Annotated in this window: 26 protein-coding genes; 19 read left to right on the forward strand and 7 right to left on the reverse strand. The window is 68.7% G+C overall.

The window, feature by feature from the left end; all coding sequences use genetic code 11:
• The first annotated feature begins 35 nt into the window (after positions 1-35).
• The 4 genes from AC1DSA_RS23030 to AC1DSA_RS23045 all read left to right on the forward strand — a co-directional run bounded on the left by AC1DSA_RS23030 (position 36) and on the right by AC1DSA_RS23045 (position 4606).
• Positions 36-1061 carry an ABC transporter ATP-binding protein gene (locus tag AC1DSA_RS23030; RefSeq protein ID WP_477893232.1) on the forward strand — a complete coding sequence of 342 codons (1026 nt, stop codon included), beginning with the start codon at positions 36-38 and terminating at the stop codon, positions 1059-1061.
• A 52-nt stretch (positions 1062-1113) separates the two neighbouring features.
• Positions 1114-2133, forward strand: coding sequence for a dipeptide ABC transporter ATP-binding protein (locus AC1DSA_RS23035; RefSeq protein WP_477893233.1), 1020 nt, complete (start codon positions 1114-1116; stop codon positions 2131-2133).
• A gap of 28 nt (positions 2134-2161) precedes the next feature.
• Entirely contained in the window at positions 2162-3760 is a 1599-nt protein-coding gene (locus AC1DSA_RS23040; RefSeq protein WP_477893234.1) for an ABC transporter substrate-binding protein, read from the forward strand.
• A 144-nt stretch (positions 3761-3904) separates the two neighbouring features.
• A complete protein-coding gene (locus tag AC1DSA_RS23045) occupies positions 3905-4606 on the forward strand; it encodes a 5'-methylthioadenosine/adenosylhomocysteine nucleosidase (RefSeq protein ID WP_477893235.1) in 702 nt (233 codons plus the stop codon).
• On the opposite strand, the gene AC1DSA_RS23050 is transcribed toward AC1DSA_RS23045, so the two are convergent.
• The 6 genes from AC1DSA_RS23050 to corA form a co-directional block, all read right to left on the reverse strand.
• Positions 4603-5286 carry a hypothetical protein gene (locus AC1DSA_RS23050; protein ID WP_477893236.1) on the reverse strand — a complete coding sequence of 228 codons (684 nt, stop codon included), beginning with the start codon at positions 5284-5286 and terminating at the stop codon, positions 4603-4605. The genes AC1DSA_RS23045 and AC1DSA_RS23050 overlap by 4 nt on opposite strands.
• Positions 5287-5334: 48 nt before the next feature.
• A complete protein-coding gene (locus tag AC1DSA_RS23055; RefSeq protein WP_477893237.1) occupies positions 5335-6096 on the reverse strand; it encodes a metal ABC transporter permease in 762 nt (253 codons plus the stop codon).
• A complete protein-coding gene (locus AC1DSA_RS23060; protein WP_477893238.1) occupies positions 6093-7013 on the reverse strand; it encodes a metal ABC transporter substrate-binding protein in 921 nt (306 codons plus the stop codon). Before AC1DSA_RS23060 ends, AC1DSA_RS23055 begins: the two co-directional genes overlap by 4 nt.
• Positions 7014-7032: 19 nt before the next feature.
• The gene (locus tag AC1DSA_RS23065; protein ID WP_477893239.1) at positions 7033-8457 is read right to left on the reverse strand and encodes a hypothetical protein; all 1425 of its coding nucleotides are present in this window, start codon (positions 8455-8457) and stop codon (positions 7033-7035) included.
• A gap of 54 nt (positions 8458-8511) precedes the next feature.
• Positions 8512-8877, reverse strand: coding sequence for a hypothetical protein (locus tag AC1DSA_RS23070; RefSeq protein WP_477893240.1), 366 nt, complete (start codon positions 8875-8877; stop codon positions 8512-8514).
• Positions 8878-8940: 63 nt separating this feature from the next.
• Complete coding sequence (corA, locus tag AC1DSA_RS23075) at positions 8941-9936, reverse strand: magnesium/cobalt transporter CorA (protein WP_477893241.1); 996 nt, start codon at positions 9934-9936, stop codon at positions 8941-8943.
• A gap of 361 nt (positions 9937-10297) precedes the next feature.
• On the opposite strand from corA, the gene AC1DSA_RS23080 reads away from it, so the two are divergent.
• From AC1DSA_RS23080 to hprK, 5 genes are all read left to right on the forward strand, one after another.
• Complete coding sequence (locus AC1DSA_RS23080; protein WP_477893242.1) at positions 10298-10492, forward strand: hypothetical protein; 195 nt, start codon at positions 10298-10300, stop codon at positions 10490-10492.
• Positions 10493-10512: 20 nt separating this feature from the next.
• Positions 10513-10680, forward strand: coding sequence for a hypothetical protein (locus AC1DSA_RS23085; RefSeq protein WP_477893243.1), 168 nt, complete (start codon positions 10513-10515; stop codon positions 10678-10680).
• 286 nt (positions 10681-10966) lie between these two features.
• Entirely contained in the window at positions 10967-11296 is a 330-nt protein-coding gene (hpf, locus tag AC1DSA_RS23090; protein WP_477893244.1) for a ribosome hibernation-promoting factor, HPF/YfiA family, read from the forward strand.
• A 117-nt stretch (positions 11297-11413) separates the two neighbouring features.
• Positions 11414-11881, forward strand: coding sequence for a PTS sugar transporter subunit IIA (locus AC1DSA_RS23095; protein WP_477893245.1), 468 nt, complete (start codon positions 11414-11416; stop codon positions 11879-11881).
• Between the two features lie 16 nt (positions 11882-11897).
• Positions 11898-12848: an HPr(Ser) kinase/phosphatase gene (gene hprK, locus AC1DSA_RS23100; protein WP_477893246.1), complete on the forward strand. Its 951-nt coding sequence runs from the start codon at positions 11898-11900 to the stop codon at positions 12846-12848.
• 4 nt (positions 12849-12852) lie between these two features.
• Here hprK and fur read toward each other — a convergent pair whose 3' ends face one another.
• On the reverse strand, positions 12853-13284 hold the full coding sequence (gene fur, locus AC1DSA_RS23105; protein WP_477893247.1) for a ferric iron uptake transcriptional regulator: 432 nt from the start codon (positions 13282-13284) through the stop codon (positions 12853-12855).
• A 66-nt stretch (positions 13285-13350) separates the two neighbouring features.
• On the opposite strand from fur, the gene AC1DSA_RS23110 reads away from it, so the two are divergent.
• From AC1DSA_RS23110 to gshA, 10 genes are all read left to right on the forward strand, one after another.
• Positions 13351-13893, forward strand: a complete 543-nt coding sequence (locus AC1DSA_RS23110; RefSeq protein ID WP_477893248.1) for an outer membrane protein assembly factor BamE — start codon at positions 13351-13353, stop codon at positions 13891-13893.
• A gap of 7 nt (positions 13894-13900) precedes the next feature.
• Positions 13901-14779, forward strand: a complete 879-nt coding sequence (dapB, locus tag AC1DSA_RS23115; protein WP_477893249.1) for a 4-hydroxy-tetrahydrodipicolinate reductase — start codon at positions 13901-13903, stop codon at positions 14777-14779.
• 49 nt (positions 14780-14828) lie between these two features.
• Positions 14829-15488, forward strand: a complete 660-nt coding sequence (locus tag AC1DSA_RS23120; protein ID WP_477893250.1) for a MotA/TolQ/ExbB proton channel family protein — start codon at positions 14829-14831, stop codon at positions 15486-15488.
• A 1-nt stretch (position 15489) separates the two neighbouring features.
• Positions 15490-15906 (forward strand): ExbD/TolR family protein, encoded by a 417-nt coding sequence (locus AC1DSA_RS23125; RefSeq protein ID WP_477893251.1) that lies wholly within the window; start codon positions 15490-15492, stop codon positions 15904-15906.
• Between the two features lie 80 nt (positions 15907-15986).
• Positions 15987-18599, forward strand: coding sequence for a leucine--tRNA ligase (gene leuS / locus AC1DSA_RS23130; RefSeq protein ID WP_477893252.1), 2613 nt, complete (start codon positions 15987-15989; stop codon positions 18597-18599).
• Positions 18600-18678: 79 nt separating this feature from the next.
• The gene (locus AC1DSA_RS23135) at positions 18679-19239 is read left to right on the forward strand and encodes an LPS-assembly lipoprotein LptE (protein ID WP_477893278.1); all 561 of its coding nucleotides are present in this window, start codon (positions 18679-18681) and stop codon (positions 19237-19239) included.
• Positions 19240-19405: 166 nt separating this feature from the next.
• Positions 19406-20692, forward strand: a complete 1287-nt coding sequence (gene rocD / locus AC1DSA_RS23140) for an ornithine--oxo-acid transaminase (protein ID WP_477893253.1) — start codon at positions 19406-19408, stop codon at positions 20690-20692.
• Between the two features lie 28 nt (positions 20693-20720).
• The gene (gene holA, locus AC1DSA_RS23145) at positions 20721-21818 is read left to right on the forward strand and encodes a DNA polymerase III subunit delta (protein WP_477893254.1); all 1098 of its coding nucleotides are present in this window, start codon (positions 20721-20723) and stop codon (positions 21816-21818) included.
• Positions 21819-21853: 35 nt separating this feature from the next.
• The gene (locus tag AC1DSA_RS23150) at positions 21854-23134 is read left to right on the forward strand and encodes a glutamate-5-semialdehyde dehydrogenase (RefSeq protein ID WP_477893255.1); all 1281 of its coding nucleotides are present in this window, start codon (positions 21854-21856) and stop codon (positions 23132-23134) included.
• A gap of 139 nt (positions 23135-23273) precedes the next feature.
• Positions 23274-24566: a glutamate--cysteine ligase gene (gene gshA / locus AC1DSA_RS23155; protein ID WP_477893256.1), complete on the forward strand. Its 1293-nt coding sequence runs from the start codon at positions 23274-23276 to the stop codon at positions 24564-24566.
• The last annotated feature ends 112 nt before the right edge of the window (positions 24567-24678 follow it).

Below are 24678 nucleotides of genomic sequence, written 5' to 3' on the forward strand. Positions count from 1 at the left end.
GCGCAGCCTCCTGGAGGCGGCTCGCCGGAGGCTGGATGACCGCTCCCCTGCTCGAAATCGAAGACCTGCACGTCGAGTTCCCGACGCAGGGCAGCGTCATGCATGCCGTGGAAGGCGTGAGCCTGACGCTGGACCAGGGCGAAGTGCTGGGCATCGTCGGCGAGTCCGGCTCCGGCAAGAGCGTCACCATGATGGCGCTGATGGGCCTGATCGCCTGGCCCGGCCGCGTGCGCGCCAGGACACTGCGCTTCGCCGGCAACGACCTGCTGGGCATCTCCGACAAGGAGCGCCGCCGCCTGGTGGGCAAGGACATGGCGATGATCTTCCAGGAGCCCACCACCAGCCTGAACCCCTGCTTCACCATCGGCTACCAGCTGATGGAGGCGCTGCTGCTGCACTCGCCGCTGGACAAGAAGAGCGCCCGGCGCCAGGCGATCGAATTGCTGGAGCAGGTCGGCATTCCCGCCGCTGCTTCGCGCATGAACGACTACCCGCACCAGCTGTCGGGCGGCATGAACCAGCGGGTGATGATCGCGATGGCGATCTCCTGCAACCCGCGGCTGCTGATCGCCGACGAGCCGACCACCGCGCTCGACGTGACCATCCAGGCGCAGATCCTGGACCTGCTGCGCAACCTGCAGAAGGAGCGCGGCATGGCGCTGGTGCTGATCACGCACAACATGGGCGTGGTCAGCGAGATGGCGCAGCGCATCGCCGTGATGTACGCGGGCCAGGTGATGGAGCAGCAGCGCGTCGAAGCGCTGTTCGCCAAGCCGCAGCATCCCTACACGGAAGCGCTGCTGGCCGCGCTGCCGGAGCAGGGCGAGGCCGGGCACCGCCTGGCCACCATCCCCGGCGTCGTGCCGGGCGTGTTCGACCGCCCCGCAGGCTGCCTGTTCGCACCACGCTGCGCTTACGCCACCGAGCACTCGCGCACGGTCCGACCCGAACTGCGCGACTGGCAGGGTGGCCAGGTGCGTTGCCACTATCCGCTGGGCGACCCGTCGCGGGCGCAGCGGATCCAGCACGACGTCCCGGTGCCGATCGAGGTGATCGCATGAGCGCTCCACGGCCACAGCGCGCGCAGCGCACCCGACCGGGGGAGGTTGCCCCATGAGCAAGGTCGTCGTCGAAGCGAAGAACCTGCGCAAGGTCTACCCGATCCGGCGCGGCATGTTCCGCGAGCCGGCGCAGCTGCAGGCGGTGGGCGGCGTCTCCTTCACGCTGGAAGAGGGCAAGACCCTGGCCGTGGTCGGCGAGTCCGGCTGCGGCAAGTCGACGCTGGCGCGCATGGTGGCGCTGATCGAGAAGCCGACCGAGGGCACGCTGCAACTGGAAGGCACCGACGCGGTGGACACGCCGGCCAGCGAGCGCCGCCGCCTGCGGCAAGCGGTCCAGCTCGTCTTCCAGAACCCCTACGGTTCGCTGAACCCGCGCAAGAAGATCAGCGCGGTGCTGGAAGCGCCGCTGGCGATCAACACAGACCTGGACGCGGCAGCGCGAGCGGCGCGCGCGCGCTCCATGCTGGCGCAGGTGGGGCTGCGCCCCGAGTACGCCAACCGCTATCCGCACATGTTCTCCGGCGGCCAGCGCCAGCGCATCGCGATCGCGCGCGCGCTGATGCCGGGACCCCGGCTGGTGGTGGCGGACGAGCCGGTGTCGGCGCTGGACGTGTCGATCCAGGCGCAGGTGCTCAACCTGCTGTCGGACCTGCAGCAGGAGTTCAAGCTCGCCTACCTGTTCATCTCGCACGACCTCGCCGTGGTGCGCCACATCGCGCACGACGTGCTGGTGATGTACCTCGGCCACGTGATGGAGCAGGGGCCGCGTGCAAAGATCTTCGGCCAGCCGCTGCATCCGTACACCAACGCGCTGCTGGCCTCCACGCCCGGCATCGGACCGCGCATGAACAAGCGGATCGTGCTGCAGGGCGAGCTGCCTTCGCCGCTGCATCCGCCGGCGGGCTGCGTGTTCTCCAGCCGCTGCCCGTATGCGCAGGAGGTCTGCCATCGCGACCGGCCGCTGCCGCGCCTGGTGGACGAACGCCTGGTCGCCTGCCACTTCGCGGACGACTTCCTCGCCAAGGGTTTCCCCGAAGCGGCAGTTTCCGATAATGCGTCCCTTCCCGGCTGAGCCGGGGCCTCAACTGCAAGGAGTTCCCATGAAACGTGTTCCGCTGACGAAGCATTTCGCGATCGCCGCCCTGGCCCTCGCTGCCGCCGCGGGCGCAGGCGCCAAGACCCTGGTGTTCTGCTCCGAGGGCAGCCCGGAAAACTTCTACCCCGGCGTCAACACCACCGGCACCTCGTTCGACGCGAACGAGCCGATCTACAACCGCATCGTCGAGTTCGAGCGCGGCGGCACCAAGGTCGTGCCGGGCCTGGCCGAGCGCTGGGACATCTCGGCCGATGGCATGACCTACACCTTCCACCTGCGCAAGGGCGTGAAGTGGCACAACCAGCGCGCGTTCAAGCCCAGCCGCGACTTCAACGCCGACGACGTGGTGTTCGCCTTCGAGCGCCAGTGGAAGGAGGCGGACCCGTACTACAAGGTGACGAGCACCAACCACTCCTACTTCAACGACATGGCGATGCCCAAGCTGCTGAAGTCGGTGGAGAAGGTGGACGACCTCACGGTGCGCATCACGCTGAACAAGCCGGAAGCACCCTTCCTGTCGAACCTGGCCATGCCCTACGCGGCCATCCAGTCGAAGGAATACGCGGTCGCGATGCTGCAGGCCGGCACGCCCGAGAAGATCGACCAGGAGCCGATCGGCACCGGCCCGTTCTACCTGGTGCAGTACCAGAAGGACGCGGTGATCCGCTACAAGGCCTTCCCGCAGTACTGGGGCGGCAAGGCCAAGATCGACGACCTCGTGTACGCGATCACGCCCGATGCGTCCGTGCGCTGGGCCAAGCTGCAAAAGGGCGAGTGCCACGTCATGCCCTATCCGAACCCGGCCGACCTGGAGGCGATCCGCAAGGACCCGAACGTGCAGGTGCTGGAGCAGCCCGGCCTGAACATCGGCTACCTCGCGTACAACGTGACCAAGAAGCCGTTCGACGACGTGCGCGTGCGCAAGGCCGTGAGCATGGCGATCAACCGCAAGGCGATCATCGACGGCGTGTACCTGGGCACCGGCGTGGTGGCGAAGAACCCGATCCCGCCGACCATGTCCGCCTACAACGACGCGGTCAAGGACACGCCCTTCGATCCGGAAGGCGCCAAGAAGCTGCTGGCCGAAGCCGGCATGAAGGACGGCTTCAGCACCGACCTGTGGGCCATGCCGGTGCAGCGCCCCTACAACCCGAACGCCAAGCGGATCGCCGAACTGATGCAGGCCGACCTGGCCAAGGTGGGCATCAAGGCCGAGATCAAGACCTTCGAGTGGGGCGAGTACCGCAAGCGCATGCAGGCCGGCGAGCACCAGATGGGCATGCTGGGCTGGACCGGCGACAACGGCGATCCGGACAACTTCCTGCACACGCTGCTGGGTTGCGACTCCGCCAAGACCAACGGTTCCAACGTCGCGAAGTTCTGCTACCAGCCCTTCGAGGACCTGGTGCTGAAGGCCAAGACGGTGACCAAGCCGGCCGAGCGTGACGCGCTGTACAAGCAGGCGCAGGTGATCTTCAAGCAGCAGGAACCCTGGCTGACGATCGCCCACGCGGTGCAGCTCAAGCCGGTGCGCAAGGAAGTCATCGACTTCAAGCTGTCGCCGTTCGGCCGCCACAACTTCTATGGCGTCGACATGAAATAAGGGCGTCCGGCCCGGAAGCGCCAGGGCGTTTTCCGGGTGCCCTGATGGAAGAAGAAAGCGCGGCCCGGCCGCGCTTTCTCATTGGGGGCGCTCACGGCGTGCATTGGATGGGGGGCGCGGCCCCCGGCGGGGCAGAATGGCGTGATGCGCACCGCCATCGTCTCCGCCATGCACGAGGAACTGGCCGCCGTGCTCGCGCTGCTGCCCGACGAGCAGAAGCAGGTGGCGGGCGCCCGCGAATTCTGGGTCGGGCACCTGCACGGGCAGGAGGTGGTCGCGGTGCTGTCGCGCATCGGCAAGGTGGCGGCGGCCACCACGGCGACGGCGCTGATCGAACGATTCCAGGTGGATCGCATCGTCTTCACCGGGGTCGCGGGCGGCATCGCCCCGGGCGTCAACCGGGGCGATGTCGTGGTGGCCGACAGCTTCCTGCAGCACGACCTGGACGCGTCGCCGATCTTCCCGCGCTACGAGGTGCCGCTCTATGGCACCGACCGTTTCGCCACCGATCCCGCGCTGACGGAACGGCTCGCCGCGGCGGTGCGCCAGGCGCTGCACGGCACGCACGTGCACCGGGGGCTGGTCGCCAGCGGCGACCGGTTCGTTTCCAGCGCCGCGGAGAGCCAGGCCCTGCACAGCGCATTGCCGGAGGCGCTGGCGGTGGAGATGGAGGGCGCGGCCTTCGCCCAGGTCTGCCACGACTACGGCGTCCCCTTCGCCGCGGTGCGCACCGTCTCCGACCGCGCCGACGACGAGGCGCATGGCGACTTCCTCACCTTCATCGACCAGGTGGCGAGCCGGCATTCGGCCGCGATCGTCGAAGCCTTCCTGCGCGCGCCGGCCTAATCGTCGTCCAGGTCGATCGAGAGGCCCAGCGTCCAGAAGGACGGTAACGGGCCGCTCAGGCGCCGGGCGTAGCTCAGGTCCACGGTCCATTGCCGGCCGGCGGCCCAGCGCGCGCCGCCGCGCACGAAGTGCGTCTCGACATCCAGGTAGCGCTCGGCGACAAAGGACCAGCGCGTCACGGGTGCCCACTCCGCGGCGATGCCGCCGTTGGGCAGGTCGCGCTCGCCGCGCACGAAGCTGCGGCCGGCATTGAAGTGCAGCGCCAGCGTGTCGATGGGTTTCCAGGTGGCCAGTGCGGCCACGCGGGTGCCGGCATAGCGCGGGCTTCGGTGCGCCAGCCACGTGGGCTGCAGGTCGAGGCCGACGCTGAACCCGTCCACGATCTCACGGGCCCACTTGACCTCGAGGTTCCAGGCCGTGGCCGATTCGTCGCCGGCTCGCGCGTGCTCGCCGGCGGCGGCGAGCTCGACCGGGCCGACCCGGCAGCCCACGCCGGCATGCACCAGCCGTTCCCCGTCGCTCGCGCGGCTGAACCAGGTCTCCTGCTCGCATTCGCCGCGCGGCAGGATCTCCGCGTCGTCGACCGCGTGATGGCCGCCGGCTGCGTGGCTCGCGACACATGCACAGCCCAGCACCATGGCGGCCAGCGCGCGCCGCGCCAGCTTGTCCCTGTCCCTCATGGCCCTCCCTCGCGCGCCGCAGCGGCGCCCGTGGGCAGCGATGATGCCTCAGGCGGCGCGCCTGCGGAGCGAGGGCGCGCACAGGGCGACACCGGCGAGCGCGCAGACGATGGTGGGCCCGGAAGGCAGGTCGAACAGCCCCGACAGGGCCAGGCCGATCGCGTAGCCGGCCGCTCCCACGCCGTAGGCAACGACCATGCGCGGGCGGCCTTGCCAGCGCAGCGTGGCCAGCGCCGGCACGATCAGGCTGGTGAACACCAGGTACACCCCGACCAGCTGCACCGATGCGGTGACGGCCAGCGCGAAGGCGGCGTAGAACCCGAAGCGCCCCAGGCGGCGCGTCACCCCGAAGGCCATGGCGGCGAGCAGCAAGGCCGTCACCGCCGCCAGCGGCACGAGCTGCCGCGGACCCACCCACAGGATCTGGCCGACCAGCAAGTCCTTCAGGTGCTCGCCGCCGTGCGGGTTGCTCGCCAGCAGCAACAGGCCGACCGAGGCCGCGAGCACGAACAGCACCCCGATCAGCGCCTCCTGCTGCGCGGCGGCGCGCCGCTCGGTCCAGGTCAGGAGCGCCGCGCCCAGCAGCGCCGCGCACAGCGCAGCGCCTTGCACGGCGAGGCCGTGTTCCGGCAGGCCCAGCGCATCGGCGGCGATCACGCCCAGCCCGGCGATCTGGGCAATCGCCAGGTCGATGAACACGATGCCGCGGTCCAGCACCTGCATGCCGAGGGGGACGTGGGTGGCCAGCACCAGCAGGCCGGCGGCGAGCGCCGGGCCGAGGATGCCGGCATCGATGGCGCCCCAGTTCATCGGGCCGCCGCCGCGGCCGCCACCAGGCGCGTCACCGTGTCGTCGAACAGGCCGAACAGGTCCTTGGCGGCATCGCTGCCGCCCACCGTGAAGGGCACCTTCACCGAGGGAATGCCGGCGTTGCGCGACAGCCATTCGGACGGGCGCGGGTCCTGGTAGGCCGAGTACAGCACCATGCGCGCCGGCGTCGCCTTCAGCGTCGCCAGCACCGACTGCAGGTGGGCGGCGCTGGGCTCGACGCCGGGCTTGGGCTCCAGCACCGTCACTTCCTTCAGGCCCAGCCAGTCGTACAGGTAGACGTAGCCCTTGTGCTGCGAGACCACCGGCACGCCGCGCAGGGGCGCGCCCTGGGCGGTCCAGCGCGCGATCGCCTGCTGCCATTTCTGCTGGAACGCCGTCGCGCGCTGGACGTACTCGCCGGCGTGCTCCTTGTCGACCTGCTGCAGGCGGGTGGCCAGCGCCGTGGCGACCGCCGCGATGTTGCGCGGGTCGGTCTGGAAGTGCGGGTTGCCCGCCGCGTGCACGTCGCCCTGGGAGCGGTCGACCTGCGCGGGAACGTCCAGCTTGCGCACGAAGTCGGCGGCCGCGAAGTTGCCCGGCTGCCCCGGCTGCACGCGGTCGTTGCCCGATTGCTGGAGCAGCACCGGCAGCCAGCCGACTTCCAGTTCGGCCCCGGTGCACACCAGCAGGTCCGCGTTGCGCACGCGCGCGATCAGGCTGGGCCGTGCCTGGACCTGGTGGGCGTCCTGCAACGCGGTCGTGGCCGAGGCCACCTCGACCAGCGGCCCGCCCAGTTCTTGCACGAGGGCGGCCCACTCGGGTTCGCAGGCGAGCACGCGCAGGGCGGCGTGGGCGGGGGCGGCCGCGAAGGCCAGTGCCAGGGTGGCAGCGGCGAGCAGGCTGGAATGGATCTTCATGGGAATTTCTCCGTTCGGTTCAGTAGCTGTGCGCGCCGTGCGCGCCCAGGCTCATCTGGTACTGGATCAGCCACTGCCAGTCGCTGATGCCCAGCCGCGCGCGGTCCTGGGCCACCTGGAAGCGGATGCGCGAGAACTCGCTCGGGTTGTGTTCGAGCACCAGCGTGGTCTTGCGGGCGTTGCCGGCATCGACCGCAAGCAGGCCGGCATTGGCGCCGAAGTCGGGGTTGTCGCCGTCCAGGCGCTCGGTCCGCAGCCCGACCCGCCAGCGCGGCATGAACTGGTAGATGCCTTGCAGGTACCAGCCGGACTGCACTGCACGGTAGCTGCCGGGACTGGCCAGGCCGGCGGTGTCCACCACCAGGCTGCCGTCGCGGATGCCGTGCAGGTACTCGCCCTGCAGCTTGAAGTTGGTGCGGGTGGCGTTGCCGTCCGGCGCCCACTTCCAGACCGCGTCGGCGATCCAGACGCGGGTGTCGCCCGTGAAGGCATTGCTCAGCTCCGCGCCCGAGGCGCCGGGGGCCAGCACTTCCTGGTCCTCGGCCTTCGCGCGCAAATAGGAAAGGCCCGCACGCCAGCTGTGGCTGGTGCCGACGTCGTCCCCCATGTGCAGGGACAGCGAAGCCATTCCGGCGCCGTTCTTGTTGCGGTCACTGCCGGGGAAACTGCGACCGCGCCCGAGTTCGCCGCGGACCTCGATCAGCCGGTCGGTGGGCGCCACCCAGCTCAGCTGGACGCCGTCGTCGCCGTACTGCGTCCCCAGCATCGCCTGGTAGGCAAGCGGCGCGTCCGTGAAGTCCCAGGCGTGCGCGTGCTGCGAATTCAGGTAGCCGATGCCGGAGAGGAAGCGCCCGCCCCGCAGCGTGAGGCCCCGTCCGAGCCCTGTCGTCTGCACGTACGCCTCTTCGACCGAAACGCTGTTGTCCGGCGCGAAGGCCATCGTCGCGACGCCGCGGAACCAGGGATCGATGCTGGCGGACAGCGACAGCTCCGTTTCATTCAGGCTGAAGCCGCGGGTGCCCGGACCGATTTCCGCGTCGGGCGGCAGGGGAAAGCCCTGGATCCGGTAGGTCGAGGGATCGCGCTGCGTCTGCCCATACTGGCCGCTGAGGATCAGCGACAAGGCCGGCTGGAAACCACCGCCGCTCGCTGCCGGCGTCGTTGCCACGGCGGGTGCCGGGGCAGGGGCCGGCGCAGGGGTCACTGCGACGGCCGGCGGCGGTGCCGGCACAGGGGTCGTCGCGGCGGCGGCTGGCTGCTGCGCGGCGACCGCCGCTTCGGCGGCCTTCAGGCGCTGCTCGAGCGCCTGGATGCGGCTTTCGTAGTCGGCCCGCAGCGCATCCAGCTCGCGCCGCAGGGTCTGGGTTTCGGAAGCGGGCTGCGCCATGGCGCTGCCCGCGGCCAGGCTGAGCACGAAGCCCGCCCGGCGAATGGCCTGTTGCATTGCAGTCTCCTTGCACGAAGAGGACAGCCACGCGCGAACGCGCATGGCGACGACTCAGGCGTGCAAGGCAGGGGGAGCGCGAATCCGGTAGGCCAGGGCCGGCACTGCGAACAGCGCGGGCGCGGGGCGGTGCTCGGGCGGGTTGCCGGCGATTGGCGCCACCGGCACGCTGGGCGCGTCCGGCAGCGGCGCCGCCCCGCCGATCGCCGCGGCGACCACGCACAGGTCGCAGGCGCCCGGCAGTTGCGCCGGCTGCCGGCGCTCATCTTCGGCGGCGCCCTGGGTGCCGGTCGCCGCGTGCAGGTGCAGCAGCGCATGCGTCGCCGCCGTCCATTGCGCCACCGGCAGCCACAGGGCCAGCGCCAGCAGCCACGCGAAGCGGCGCGTGCGAACGGCGGAGCGGAGGGCGGCGAACTCCATGGCGGCTCGGATCTTACGCGCAGCGCGAGGTCCGGGCCGGGCGCCCGGGCGCGGGCGCCGCGCTCAGCGCAGCCAGCCGCGCTTGCGGAAGTACCACATGGGCGCGGCGGCGCTGGCGACCATCAGCACCACCACGTAGGGATAGCTGAACGCCGGCCCCAGCCAGTCCAGTTCAGGGAACTTCATGTTCATGCCGTAGATGCTCGCAACCAGCGTGGGCGGCAGCAGCGCCACGCTGGCCACCGAGAAGATCTTGATGATCTTGTTCTGGTTGATGTTGATGAAGCCGACCGTCGCGTCCATCAGGAAGTTGATCTTGTCGAACAGGAAGGCCGTGTGGTTGTCCAGCGATTCGATGTCGCGCAGGATCTGCCGCGCCTCCTCGAACTGCCCGGCGTTGAGCATCCGGCTGCGCATCATGAAGCTCACCGCGCGCCGGGTGTCCATCACGTTGCGGCGGATGCGCCCGTTCAGGTCTTCCTGCCGGGCGATCGCCTCCAGCGCTTCGCCGGCCAGCGTGTCGCTGACTTCGCCGGACAGCACCTGCTTGCTGACCTTTTCCAGCTCATCGTAGATGCCTTCCAGCGTGTCGGCCGAATACTCGGCGTCCGCGTCGAACAGCTTCAACAGGACTTCCTTGGCGTCCTCGATCAACCCGGGAGCGCGCCGCGCCCGCAGGCGCAGCAGCCGGAACACGGGGACGTCCTCGTCGTGGATGGAGAACAGCACGCCGTGGCTCTTCAGTGCGCTGTTCATCAGGTTGAGGATGAAGGCGACCCGCACCGTGTGGGTGTCCTCGGCGCCCCCGGCCACCAGGAAGTCGCTGCGGATGTGCAGGTCGCCGTTGTCCTCTTCGTAGAAGCGGGCGGACTCCTCGATGTCCTCGTCCATCACGTCGTCCGGGATGGACAGGTCGTAGTACTGCTTGACCCAGCGCTTTTCCTCGGGCGTGGGCGCTTCCAGGTCGACCCAGACCGGCTGGAAGCGGGAAAGCTCCTCCAGCGACTCGATCTCTTCCTGGAAGAGCCGGCCGTTGGCGAGCGTGAAGATGTTGAGCATGGCTCCGGTCCCGTGCGTTGGTGGTGCGGCTGTGCGGTGGCTGGGTGCTTCCAACGCACCGCGTCACGGGGCGTTGAAAGCTACCGACTGGGGTAGGTTTCCAAGGAGCGTCTCCGGAAAAAGATGGGCGATTATGCCGCGCCTGCCGTTGCCCCCGGCTCGGGCGGCAGCCCGCGGTCACCAGCCCGTCAGGCCGGGATGCCCGGGTTCATGCCGGGGGCACTTGCCACCGCAGAGGTGGGGGCAGGACAAATCCTACACCGCCGAGCCAGAACGTCCGACACCACGGCCCAGGAGGCGACCCTACATTGACTCCATCGCCCCGGGCTTCGGTCCGGTATTGATCCCGCAAGGAGCCCAGATGATCCAGCTCGCGACCGACCCGAATGCAAGCCGCCTGAACTGGCGGCCGGCAGCGGCCGACGCCAAGCAAGCTTCCGAGGCAGCCCGGCGCCCGCGCAGCGGCCACGCCTGGCCCTTCATCAGCCGGCACGGCGAGCGTGCCGGGGCCCAGCAGAACACCCAGCGCACCCCCAGCAGCGAGAGCGGCAGCTAAGCCCTCGCACGGAGTTGATCATGTACAAGGAACCGAAGTCCAACAACCGCCACAACGACACGCCGCGCGACAAGCCGCAGGCGGAGCGCGTGGAGCACGCCAACCTGGAGCGCCCGGGCGCACAGGCTCACCCCAAGGCCGGGGGCTGGAACACCCTGGACGCAGCCGCCCTGTGGCGCCTGCGCTGAGCACGAAGCGTTGACCCTGTCAAGGCGGCCGCGGGCCGCCTTTCACGCTTGTCGGCGGCCCTCAGCGGGCCGCTTCGTTTTTGGGCAAGCGTTGGCGAAATTCCAGTGGCGGCAAGCACTTGCGCGCGCCCTCCGGCGCGATGCCCGAATTCGCTTCTGAGCCTTGAGGGAAATCAATGGACTTTTGCGGGACCCGCGCGCATAGTGAATTCAAGACATCGGGATCCGGCATTCCTTCCCCGCGCCGCAACGGCGCGACTCCAACCAGGTGCAAACAGGAGGCTCCATGAACCTGACGATCAGCGGTCACCATCTCGAAGTTACCCCCGCCCTACGCCACTACGTGACCACCAAGCTCGATCGAATCACCCGCCACTTTGACCAGGTCGTGGACATCAAGGTTCTACTTACCGTCGAGAAGCAGAAGGAGAAGGAACGAAGGCAGCGCGCCGAATGCAAGATCCACGTGAAGGGCAACGACATGTTTGCCGAGAGCGCCCACGAGGACCTGTACGCCGCGCTCGATGAATTGGTCGACAAGCTCGACCGGCAGGTCGGAAAGCACAAGACCAGGATGCAGGACCACCACTGCGACGCCCCGAAACGGGTGATGTAAAGCAGAACCACGGGGCCCTTCGGGGCCTTGTTTATCTGCCGGGCTGTCCACCGCGGAGAGCTCCCGGACGTTTTGGTGCGGCGCACTGTCATCTGTGCATAATCCGCCCCAGCCACCATGAACCGCCTCGCGTCCATCCTGCCGCCCGCCCAGGTCCTGGTCGGGGTCGACGCGACCAGCAAGAAGCGCGCGTTCGAAGAGGCCGGCCTGCTGTTCGAGAACCTGCACGGCCTGTCGCGCGCACTGATCACCGACAGCCTGTTTGCCCGCGAACGCCTGGGCTCCACCGGCCTGGGCCACGGCGTGGCCATCCCGCATGGACGCATCAAGGGCCTGAAGGCGCCGATGGCCGCGCTGTTCCAGCTGGCCAACCCGATCGGCTTCGACGCGCCCGACGAGCAACCGGTCAACCTGCTCATCTTCCTGCTGGTGCCCGAAGCGGCCACGCAGAAGCACCTGGAAATCCTCTCCGAGATCGCCGAGCTGCTGAGCGATGCCGCGCTGCGCGAGAAGATCAAGGCCAGCAGCGATGCCGGCCAGCTGCACCAGCTGATCGCCACCTGGCAGTCGGCGCAGCCGCAATAGCCGGGATGCGCCGCGCTTGAAGCCCACCGTCGTCAGCGCCGACGTCCTGTTCGAAGACCACCGGTCCACGCTGAAGTGGGAGTGGGTGGCGGGGCTGGGCGCGTCCGAGCGCCGCTTCGACGAGGTGGCGGTGCGGGCTGCCCGTTCCGGCGCCGACCTGGTCGGCTACCTCAACTACATCCATCCCTACCGGGTGCAGATCCTGGGCGAGCGCGAGGTCGCCTACCTGACCAACGCCACGCAGGAGGATTGCGCCCGGCGCATTTCGCGGATCGTCACGCTGGAGCCGCCGGTGCTGGTGCTGACCGACGGCCAGGTGGCGCCCGACGCGCTGCTGTCGATGTGCGAACGCGCGCAGATCCCGATGTTCGCGACGCACGAGCCTTCGGCTTTCGTGATCGACGTGCTGCGGGCCTACCTGTCCAAGCACTTCGCCGAACGCACCTCGATGCACGGCGTGTTCATGGACATCCTGGGGCTGGGCGTGCTGATCACGGGTGAATCGGGCCTGGGCAAGAGCGAGCTGGGCCTGGAACTGATCACCCGCAGCAGCGGCCTCGTGGCCGACGACGCGGTGGACCTGTACCGCGTCAACCAGACCACCATCGAAGGCCGCTGCCCCGAACTGCTGCAGAACCTGCTGGAAGTGCGCGGCATCGGCCTGCTGGACATTCGCGCCATCTTCGGAGAGACCGCGGTGCGGCGAAAGATGCGCCTGCGTCTGATCGTGCACCTGGTGCGGCGCGAGACGATGGAGCGCGAATACGAACGGCTGCCCTACGAGCCGCTCACGCAGGACGTGCTGGGCGTGCCGGTGCGCAAGGCCGTGATCCCGGTGGTCGCCGGCCGCAACATGGCCGTGCTGGTGGAAGCCGCCGTGCGCAACACCATCCTGCAGTTGCGGGGGGTGGACACCTACCAGGAGTTCGTGGAGCGGCATCGCCGCGCCATGGAGAAGGGTTCGTAGGGGCTCAGCGCTGCTGCTTGTTCGGGCAGTTCGGCTTGGTGCAGTGCGCGTACAGGCTCAGCGCGTGGTCGGCGATCTCGAAACCCTTGAGCTTGGCGACATCGTTCTGCCGCTTCTCGATCTCGGCGTCGTAGAACTCCTCGACCCGGCCGCAGTCCAGGCACACCAGGTGGTCGTGGTGCTGCCCTTCGTTGAGTTCGTAGACCGCCTTGCCGCTCTCGAAGTGGCTGCGGCTCAGGATGCCGGCCTGCTCGAACTGGGTGAGCACGCGGTAGACGGTGGCGAGCCCGATGTCCGAGCGTTCCTCCAGCAGGACGCGGAAGACGTCTTCCGCCGTCATGTGGCGCTGGTCGCCCTTGTGGAAGACATCCAGGATCTTCAGGCGGGGGAGCGTGGCCTTCAGCCCCGTGCTCTTGAGTTCGTCGATGTTGGCCATGGGTGCTGCCGCTACAATGCCCCGATCATATCGCCTGCACTTTCCGCAAGCCTTCCCATGCCTGCCATGCCCCCGCGCCACACGCGCCCCGTGCTGGCTGTCGCTGCGGCCGTTGTCCTCCTCGCGGGTTGCGGCTCGATGCAGGACGTCGGCCGCAGCGTCACCAGTGTCATCACCCCGTACCGCGTCGAGGTGGTCCAGGGCAACTTCGTGTCCAAGGAACAGGTCGAGGCCCTGCAGAAGGGGATGAGCCGCGAGCAGGTGCGCCAGATCCTGGGCACGCCTCTCGTCAGCAGCGTGTTCCACAACGATCGCTGGGACTATGTCTTCAGCCTCAAGCGCCAGGGGGTCGAAACCCAGCAGCGCCGCCTGACCGTCTACTTCAAGGACGACATGATGGAGCGCGCGGAAGGCGACACCATGCCCAGCGAAGCCGAGTTCGTCTCCACCCTGCAGGTCAGGAACCGGCCGGGCAAGGTGCCGCGCCTGGAAGCGACCGAGGCAGAGCTGGGCGCTTTCCCGAAGTCGGCCGCGCCCGCGGCGGCGCAGCCGGACACGGCGCCCGCGCCGAACACCAGCTACCCTCCGCTCGAGCAGGCGCCGCGCTGACCGCGACATGAGCAAGGGCACCCAGGCACTCAAGAAAGTGGCGGTCGCCGGCGCAGTGCAGCGCGTCCCCGCCGGCGACGACGCGCACCAGGTGGCGGTGGCCGGGGCTTCCGGCCGCATGGGCCACATGCTCATCGAGGCGATCCGGGATTCGCAGGACTGCCGGCTCGCAGGCGCGCTCGACATCGCCTCCAGTCCCACCATCGGCAACGACGCGGCGGCTTTCCTCGGCCACGCCAGCGGCGTGCCGGTGACGGCGGACATCGCCACCGGGCTCCAGCACGCCCAGGTGCTGATCGACTTCACCCGCCCGGAAGGAACGCTGGCGCACCTGAAGGCGTGCCGCGAGCGGGGCGTCAAGGCCGTGATCGGCACCACCGGCTTCACCGACGCGCAGAAGGCGCAGATCGCCGAGGCCGCCCGCGACATCGCCATCGTGATGGCGCCCAACATGAGCGTGGGCGTCAACGTCACCCTGAAGCTGCTGGAGATGGCGGCCAAGGCGCTGGCGACCGGCTACGACATCGAAGTGATCGAGGCGCACCACCGCCACAAGGTCGACGCGCCCTCGGGCACCGCCCTGAAGATGGGCGAGGTGATCGCCCAGGCGCTGGGTCGCGACCTGAAGGATTGCGCCGTCTACGAGCGTTACGGCCACACCGGCGAACGCGACCCGTCGACCATCGGCTTCTCCACCATCCGCGGCGGCGACATCGTGGGCGACCACACCGTGCTGTTCGCGGGAACCGGCGAACGCATCGAGATCACCCACAAGTCGGCCAGCCGCTCCACCTACGCCCAGGGCAGCCTGCGCGCCGTGCGCTTCCTGGCCGGCCAGCAGAAGGGGCTGTTCGACATGTTCGACGTGCTGGGGCTGCGGGAATGATCCGCGCCGCCTGCCCGGGCACGGGCCCCGACACGGGGCGACGGACCGCATGAGCTTCATGAGCCTGTTCCGCCAGGGCGACGCGATCACCCAGGTGGTGGCGATCCTGCTGCTCGCGATGTCCGTGTCGAGCTGGGTCGTCATCCTGTGGAAAGCCTGGATGTTGCACCGGGCCACCGCCGACGTCGCCCGCAGCACCGCGGCCTTCTGGCAGGCGGGGTCTGTGGCCGAGGCGCACCAGAAAGTCGCCGCGTTCGACCGTGAGGCGCTCGTGCTGCCGCTGCTGTCGGCCACCGAGGCGCAGCTGCCCGGGTCGCTGGCTTCGGCGGGCGAAAAGTCGCAGCAGCTCACCCGCGTGCTGCGCAATGCCTTGCACCGGGTGCTGGACAAGCTGCAGTTCGGGCAGGTGCTGCTGGCCACGGTGGGTTCCACCGCGCCCTTCGTGGGGCTGCTCGGCACGGTCTGGGGCATCTACCACGCGCTCACCGGCATCGCCAGCGCCGGCCAGATCACGATCGACAAGGTGTCGGGCCCGGTCGGGGAAGCGCTGATCATGACGGCGGCCGGCCTGGCGGTCGCCATTCCGGCCGTGCTGGGCTACAACATCTTCGGCCGCCTGATCGGCCGGATCGAGGCCGACCTGGAAGGCTTCGCGCGCGACCTGCGCGAGCTGCTGGCGCACGGCACCGCGCCGGCGGCGACGCACTGACATGGCCTTCGGCCGGCTCGAGCGCACCAAGGGCGAGCCGCCCATGAGCGAGATCAACGTCACGCCGCTGGTGGACGTGATGCTCGTGCTGGTGGTCATCTTCATCATCACCGCGCCGCTGCTGGCCAGCTCCATCCGGCTGGACCTGCCCAAGGCCGAGGGCGCGCAGCCGGGTGACGCGCCGCGGTTCGTGACGCTGGTGGTGGACAAGGCAGGCCAGCTGTTCCTGAACGACAAGCCGGTCGCCGCCCCCCAGCTGGCGGAGCAGCTCGCCGCGACCGCGAAGCAGAACCCCGAGACCGAAATCCAGCTGCGGGCCGACCAGGGCGTGCCCTACGGCAAGGTGGTGGAGGTGATGGGCATCGCGCACAAGGCGGGCCTCTCGCGCATCGGTTTCGTGGCCGAACCGGCGCAATAGGCGGCGTCGCGATCCCAGGCCGGAGGCCGCATGCCCTCGGTCAGGGGCGGGACGGGCGCGCAGCCTACAATTTCCCCATCATGGAAGACAAGTACAACCACCTGGCGGTCGAACAGGCCGCCCAGGCTGAGTGGACCGCGCGCGATGCCTACCGCGTGACGGAGGACGCGCGCAAGAAGAAGTTCTATGCGTGCTCCATGCTGCCCTACCCCTCGGGCAAGCTCCACATGGGCCACGTGCGCAACTACACGATCAACGACATGTTGACGCGCTACCTGCGCATGAACGGCTACAACGTCCTCATGCCCATGGGCTGGGACGCCTTCGGCCTGCCGGCGGAGAACGCGGCGCTGAAGAACGGCGTGCCGCCCGCGAAGTGGACGTACGAGAACATCGCCTACATGAAGGGCCAGATGCAGGCCATGGGGCTGGCCATCGACTGGTCGCGCGAGATCGCCACCTGCGATCCCAGCTACTACAAGTGGAACCAGTGGCTGTTCCTGAAGATGCTGGAGAAGGGCATCGCCTACCGCAAGACCCAGGTCGTCAACTGGGATCCGGTGGACCAGACCGTGCTGGCCAACGAACAGGTGATCGACGGCAAGGGCTGGCGCACCGGCGCGGTGGTGGAAAAGCGCGAGATCCCGGGCTACTACCTGAAGATCACCGACTACGCCGCGGAACTGCTGGAGCACGTGCAGGAGAAGCTGCCCGGCTGGCCCGAGCGCGTGAAGCTGATGCAGGAGAACTGGATCGGCCGCAGCGAGGGCGTGCGCTTCGCCTTCCCGCACCACATTCGCGGCGAGGACGGCAAGCTGATCGGCGATGGCCGCATGTACGTGTTCACGACCCGCGCCGACACCGTCATGGGCGTGACCTTCTGCGCCGTCGCGGCGGAGCACCCGCTGGCGCAGCACGCGGCGCGCGGCAACGCGAAGCTGGCGCGGTTCATCGAGGACTGCAAGAAGGGGGGCACCACCGAAGCCGAACTCGCGCTGCGCGAGAAGGAAGGCATGGACACGGGCCTGCACGTCACGCATCCGCTGACCAACGAGCAGGTGCCGCTGTGGGTGGGCAACTACGTGCTCATGAGCTACGGCGACGGCGCCGTGATGGGGGTGCCGGGCCACGACGAGCGCGACTTCGCGTTCGCCATCAAGTACCGGCTGCCGATCATGCAGGTGATCCACATCGACGGCGAACACTACGACTACCATGAATGGCACGAGTGGTACGCCGACAAGGAGCGCGGCGTCACCATCAACTCGGACATCTTCAGCGGCTTTGCGTACCAGCAGGCCGTGGACGCGGTGGCGCACGCACTGAAGCAGAAGGGCCTGGGCGACAAGAAGACGACGTGGCGCCTGCGTGACTGGGGCGTGAGCCGCCAGCGCTACTGGGGCACGCCCATCCCCATCATCCACTGCGACGTCCACGGAGCGGTGCCGGTCCCGGAGAAGGACCTGCCCGTCGTGTTGCCGCAGGACTGCGTTCCGGACGGCAGCGGCAATCCGCTGAACAAGCGCGAGGACTTCCTCGCCTGCAGTTGCCCGGTGTGCGGCAAGCCGGCGCGCCGCGAGACCGACACCATGGACACCTTCGTGGATTCGTCCTGGTACTTCATGCGCTACTGCGACCCGAAGAATGACCGGCAGATGGTCGGCGAAGGCACGCAGTACTGGATGCCGATGGACCAGTACATCGGCGGCATCGAGCACGCGATCCTGCACCTGCTGTACGCGCGCTTCTGGACCAAGGTGATGCGCGACCTGGGCCTGGTGAAGATCGACGAGCCTTTCACCAAGCTGCTGACGCAGGGCATGGTGCTGAACGAGGCCTTCTCGCGCACCACCACCGGCAAGCAGTACTACTGGGCGCACGACCTCGACATCGTGCGCGACGAGCACGCCAAGGTGATTTCCGCGACCGCCCGGGCCGACGGCCAGCCGGTGCTGTACGAAGGCTGGACCACGATGTCCAAGTCCAAGAACAACGGCGTCGACCCGCAGGACCTGATCGAGAAGTACGGCGCCGACACCGCGCGCCTGTACACCATGTTCACCGCGCCGCCGGAGGCCACGCTGGAGTGGAACGACGCCGCGCTGGAAGGCAGCTACCGCTTCCTGCGCCGCGTCTGGAACTTCGGCGTGAAGATCGGCGCCGGCAGCGCGCAAAAGGCCGCGAGCTACGGCAGGCAGGCGCAGGCGCTGCGGCGCGAGATCCACACGGTGCTGCGCCAGGTCGACTACGACTACCAGCGGATGCAGTACAACACCGTGGTCTCCGGCGCGATGAAGATGCTCAACGCGCTGGAGGACTTCAAGGGCGTGGGCGAACCCGGCGCCGACGCCGCGTTGCGCGAGGGATTCGGCATCCTGCTGCGCGTGCTCTATCCGGCCACCCCGCACCTCACGCATGCCTTGTGGAAGGATCTCGGCTACGGAGCCCTGGGCGACTTGCTGGACTCACCGTGGCCGCAGGTGGACGAGGGCGCGCTCCAGCAGGACGAGATCGAGCTGATGCTGCAGGTCAACGGCAAGCTGCGCGGCTCCATCCTGGTGCCGGCCGGCGCGGACAAGGCGCAGATCGAGAAGATCGCGCTGGCCAGCGAGGCTTTCCAGAAGTTCGCCGAAGGCGCGGCGCCCAAGAAAGTCATCGTGGTGCCGGGGCGCCTGGTGAACGTGGTCGTCTAGCGCGATGGCCCCCAAGCTTCTTGCTTCCGACACCGCGCCGTCCTCCGGGATGGCAGCCGATCCGGGGTCGCATCCGCGGATCCAGCGACGCGCGCTGCTGGGGCTCGGCGGCGCCGCGCTGCTGGCGGGCTGCGGCTTCCAGCTGCGACAGGCCCCCGACTTCGCGTTCGATGTGCTGGTGATGAACGCATCGCCCAGCTCGCCGCTGGCGGCGGAGCTCTCGCGTTCGCTCGCCTCCAACGGCCGGGTGAAGGTGCTGCCAGCCTCGGCGATGGCCGCGGCGACGGCGGCTGCAGCCGCCCCGCCGGCATCCGCGTCGGCGTCCGCGCCGGCGGCTGCCGCGCAGAACCAGGTGATCTTCGACCTGCCGCAGGAACTGCGCGAGAAGATCGTCGTCGGCCTGAACTCCAGCGGACAGGTGCGCGAGTTCCAGCTGCGCTCGCGCATCCGCTTCCGGCTGCGGACCCCGCAGGGCAAGGAGCTGATCCCGGAGACGGAACTGCTGCAGCAGCGGGACATCACCTTCAACGAAGCGGCGGTGCTTGCGAAAGAAGCGGAAGAATCGCTGCTGTACCGAGACATGCAGACCGACCTGGTGCAACAGCTCATGCGGCGGCTGGCCGCCATCAAGAGCCTGTAAGACACGGCTGAGCAAGGCGTCCTCGCGCCGCCTGCACTGCGTCCGAAGCGCGTCCTACAGCTCCGCCGGTCCTTCGGTGGGAACCTTCCAGTCCGACGTTGCACGGGCGCACTTGCGCGCGCCCGGCATCGGCCCCATCTTGGAAGTACGCCGCTCGGGAGCAGTCATGGATGCCACCGGAACCTCCGCCACGCAGACCTTCATCGCCAAGGAGGCCCGTCACGGCGCGCGCAACTACGCGCCGGTGCCCGTGGTGGTCGACCACGCGAAGGACTGCCTGGTCTGGGACGTGGACGGCAAGGAATACATCGACATGATGAGCGCGTACTCCTCCGTGAGCCACGGCCATCTGCACCCCCGCATCGTCGCCGCCGCGCATCGCCAGCTGGAGAAGGTGGCGGTGATGTCCCGCGCCTACTACGGCACCACGCTCGGGCCGCTGCTGGAGAAACTGAGCGAGGTCACGGGCTTCGAGCGGGTGCTGCCCATGAACACCGGCGCGGAGGCGGTGGAAACCGCGATCAAGTGCGCGCGCCGTTGGGGCCATCGCGTCAAGGGCATTCCGGACGGACAGCAGCGCATCCTGGTGGCGCGCGGCAACTTCCACGGGCGCACCAGCACCATCGTCGGCTTTTCCTCCGAGGAGGACTACCGCAGCGGCTTCGGGCCCTTCTGCGGCGGCTTCCAGCACTTCGACTACGGCGACATCGAGAGCGTCAAGGCGGCCGCGACCCCGAACACCTGCGCCGTGCTGATCGAGCCGATCCAGGGCGAAGCCGGCGTGCTGGTGCCGCCGCCCGGCTTCTTCCAGGCCCTGCGCGACTGGTGCACCGCGCAGAACGTCCTGCTGATCGACGACGAGGTGCAGGCGGGCCTGGGGCGCACCGGCAAGTGGTTCGCCTTCGAGCACGAGGGCATCCGCCCCGATGCGCTGATCCTCGGCAAGGCGCTGGGCGCGGGCCTGCTGCCCGTGAGCGCCTTCTGCGCCGACGACAAGGTGATGTCGGTGTTCGTCCCCAACAGCCACGGTTCCACCTTCGGCGGCAACGCGCTGGCCGCGGCGGTGGCGCTGGAGGGATTGAAGGTCCTCGAGGAAGAAGGACTGGTGGCGCACTGCGCGGAAAAGGGCGAGTACCTGTTCCGGCGCCTGCGCGAGGTCCAGGCCGAGGTGCAGCCCCTGATCCGCGACGTGCGCGGCCGCGGCTTGTGGATCGGCGTGGACATCGAGCCGTCCTGCACCAGCGCACGTGACCTGGTGGAGCGCCTCGCGGCGGCCGGCGTGCTGTCCAAGGAGACGCACGCGACCGTGATCCGCTTCGCGCCGCCGCTGACCATCTCTTTCGAGCTGATGGACCGCGCGGTGGAGGCGTTCCGCCGCGTGGCCGTGCAGAAGGTCCGCGAACTGGGATTGCCGCCGCCCGCCGCGGCCCCGGGACCCTCCGCGCAGCCGTGAGCCAGGGGCGCGCCGGTACACTGCCGGCATGCAGCTTGCGCCTGCCCAGCTCACCCCCCACCTGCAACGCGGCCTGAAGCCGCTGTACACCCTGCACGGCGACGAGCCGCTGCTGGTGCAGGAGGCCGCGGATGCGATCCGCGCCGCCGCCCGCGCGCAGGGCTACACCGAGCGCAGCGTGCACACGGTGGCCGGCGCGCACTTCGACTGGAGCGCGGTGCTGGCGGCGGGCGGGTCGCTGAGCCTGTTCGCCGACAGGCAGATCCTGGAGATCCGCATTCCTTCCGGCAAGCCGGGCAAGGAAGGCAGCGCCGCGCTGCAGCAACTGGCGGAAGGCGCGCCGGGCAACGACAGCACCCTGACCCTGGTGCTGCTGCCGCGGCTCGATTTCGCGACGAAGAAGTCCGCCTGGTTCGCCGCTCTGGAAGGCCACGGCGTCGCGCTCGAGGTGCAGCCGGTGGAGCGCAATGCCTTGCCTCAGTGGATCTCGCAGCGGCTGGCGCAGAACGGCCAGCGCGTGGCCGCCGGCGAGGATGGCCAGCGCACCCTGCAGTTCTTCGCCGACCGGGTCGAGGGCAACCTGCTGGCCGCGCACCAGGAGGTGCAGAAGCTGGCGCTGCTGTATCCGCAGGGCGAACTGCGCTTCGAACAGGTGGAAAGCGCCGTGCTCAACGTCGCGCGCTACGACGTGTTCAAGCTGTCCGAGGCCGTGCTGGGAGGCCAGGTGGCACGCGTGCAACGCATGCTGGACGGACTGCAGGCGGAAGGCGAGGCCGAGGTGCTGGTGCACTACGCGCTGTCCGAGGACATCCGGGCCCTCAAGCGGGTGAAGGATGCAATGGCGGCCGGCCGGCCGCTGCCCATGGCCTTGCGCGAACAGCGTGTCTGGGGCCTGAAGGAAAAGCTGTTCGAACGGGTGCTGCCGCGCCTGTCCGCCACCACCCTGGAAAACCTGCTGCATGGCGCGCACGTGGTGGACGGCATCGTCAAGGGCCTGAAGTCGCCCGGCTGGCCCACCGACGGCTGGCAGGCGCTGCACAAGCTGGCCATGGACCTGTGCCTTGCCGTCGGCGCGCCGCCGTCTTCGCCGGCCCGGCCCGGCCCCGCCCGGCCATTCCCCGCCTAAGCCTGCCCTAAGGGGGGGCAGGGGATAATGGCGGCATGAACGCGCTCAACATCGCCGAAGTGATGCATTCGCTGGGCCTGCAGGCCCGGGAAGCGTCCGCGCGCATGGCCGCGGCCTCGGCGGCCGAGAAGAGCAACGCCCTGCGGGCCCTGGCCGGGCTGCTGCGCGCGAACGTGCAGGCGCTACAGGACGAGAACGACAAGGACATCGCCCGCGCCACCGCGGCCGGGCTGGCCGAGCCGATGATGGACCGGCTGAAACTCACGCCCCGCATCGTCGAGACGCTGGCGGTCGGCTGCGAGCAGCTGGCCGCGATGCCCGACATCATCGGCGAGGTGCTCGGCATGAAGCAGCAGCCCAGCGGCATCCGCGTGGGCCAGATGCGCGTGCCGCTCGGTGTCTTCGGCATGGTCTTCGAGAGCCGTCCCAACGTGACGATCGAGGCGGCCAGCCTGTCGATCAAGAGCGGTAACGCCTGCATCCTGCGCGGCGGCTCGGAAGCGATCGAATCCAACAAGGCGCTGGCGAGGCTGGTGCAGCAGGCGCTGGCGCAGGCCGGCCTGCCGGGGGAAGCGGTGCAGCTGGTGCAGACCACCGACCGCGAGGCGGTGGGCCGGCTGATTGCCATGCCCGAGCACGTGGACGTGATCATCCCGCGCGGCGGCAAGAGCCTGATCGAACGCATCAGCCGCGAGGCCAAGGTGCCGGTGATCAAGCACCTGGACGGCAACTGCCACACTTACGTCGACGATCCCTGCGACGTCGCCATGGCGGTCAAGGTCGCCGACAACGCCAAGACCCAGAAGTACAGCCCGTGCAATGCGAGCGAAGGGCTGCTGGTCGCGCGCGGCGTGGCCAAGGCCTTCCTGCCGGAGATCGGCGCCATCTTCGCCGCCAAGGGCGTGGAGATGCGCTGCGATCCCGAAGCCAGGGCGATCCTGCGGGCGGTGCAGGGTGCGAACCTGAAGGACGCGACCGAGCAGGACTGGTCCGAGGAATACCTGGCGCCCATCATCAGCGTGAAGGTGGTCGCGGGCATCGACGAGGCCATCGCGCACATCAACCGCTACTCCTCGCACCATACCGACGCGATCCTCACGCGCGACCACCAGCATGCGCAGCGCTTCCTGCGCGAGGTGGATTCGGCCAGCGTGATGGTCAACGCCAGCACGCGCTTCGCGGACGGGTTCGAATACGGCCTGGGTGCCGAGATCGGCATCAGCACGGACAAGTTCCATGCGCGCGGCCCGGTCGGCATCGAGGGGCTCACCTCGCTCAAGTGGATCGTGCTGGGCGACGGCGAAGTGCGGGAATGACCCACCCCCGAAACGCCCGAGGCGCCTCCCCCTCGAGGGGGAGCCGCCAGCGGCCCGGCGAAGCCGGTTCCGCGGCGGCACCGGATCGCGCAGTGACTCCTTTCCACGGCAACGGGAAACCAACGAAGTAGAAGAACAGATGGTTCCGCATCTCATCACGGCCCTCACGGGGCCGATCAACGAACTCGAACAGCGCATCCTCGAATCCATGCCGGCGGTGGAACGCTGGTTCCGGCTCGAGTGGATGGAGCACACGCCGCCGTTCTACTGCTCGGTGGACATCCGAAATGCCGGCTTCAAGCTGGCACCGGTGGACACCAACCTGTACCCGGGCGGCTGGAACAACCTGACGCCCGAGATGCTGCCCCTGGCGGTGCAGGCGGCGATGGCGGCGATCGAGAAGATCTGCCCGGAAGCCAAGAACCTGCTGGTGGTGCCGGAGAACACCCGCAATTCCTTCTACCTGAGCAACATCGCCCAGCTGCAGAAGATCTTCCGGATGGCGGGGCTCAACGTGCGTGTCGGTTCGATCGACCCGGAGATCAAGAAGCCCACGGTGGTGGACTTGCCCGGAGGCGACAGCGTCACGCTGGAGCCCGTGGTGCGCACCAAGCGCCGCCTGGGCCTGAAGAACTTCGATCCCTGCACCATCCTGCTCAACAACGACCTGACGGCGGGGCCTCCGGGCATCCTGGAGGACTTGCACGAGCAGTACCTGCTGCCGCCGCTGCACGCGGGCTGGTCGGTGCGGCGAAAGAGTCGGCACTTCCAGAGCTACGAGGAGGTGGCCAAGCGCTTCGGCAAGATGCTGGGCATCGATCCCTGGCTGGTCAACCCGATGTTCAATCGCTGCGGCGAGCTCGACTTCCTCAAGGAAGAAGGCATGGACTGCCTGCGCACGAACGCGGACGCGCTGCTGTCCAAGATCCGCAAGAAATACAAGGAATACGGCATCAACGAGAAGCCGTTCGTGATCGTCAAGGCGGACAACGGCACCCACGGCAAGGGCATCATGACCGTGCGCGACGTGAAGGACCTCGACGCGCTGCGCGATCGGCCCAAGAGCCAGCCCCCCTTGGGCAAGACCGGCCAGGCCATCACCGACGTCATCATCCAGGAAGGCGTGCTCACGGCTGAACGGATCAACGAGGCGGTGGCCGAGCCAGTGGTCTACACCATGGACCGCTACGTGGTCGGCGGCTTCTACCGAGTGCATGCCGAGCGCGGCACCGACGAGAACCTGAACACCCCCGGCTCCACCTTCGTGCCGCTGGCTTTTGCCGAGAGTACGCGCTTACCTCAGCCCGGACAGAAGCCAGGTGCCAGCGCGCCCAACCGGTTCTATATGTACGGGGTGATCGGCCGCCTGGCCATGCTGGCCGCGAGCTACGAGCTGGAAGCCACCGACCCGGAAGCAGAGAGCTACGACTAATCGCGCGAGCACGAGTTGCTGCGCTGCAACATCGAGCCGATCGGCGCTGGCCCGGGCGCACAATAGCGATCCCTAAAGTCAAGACCCCGCCGGTGGCCCTGTGCCGGGACGG

The sequence above is a fragment of the Ramlibacter sp. P4_H7 genome, assembly GCF_056400765.1.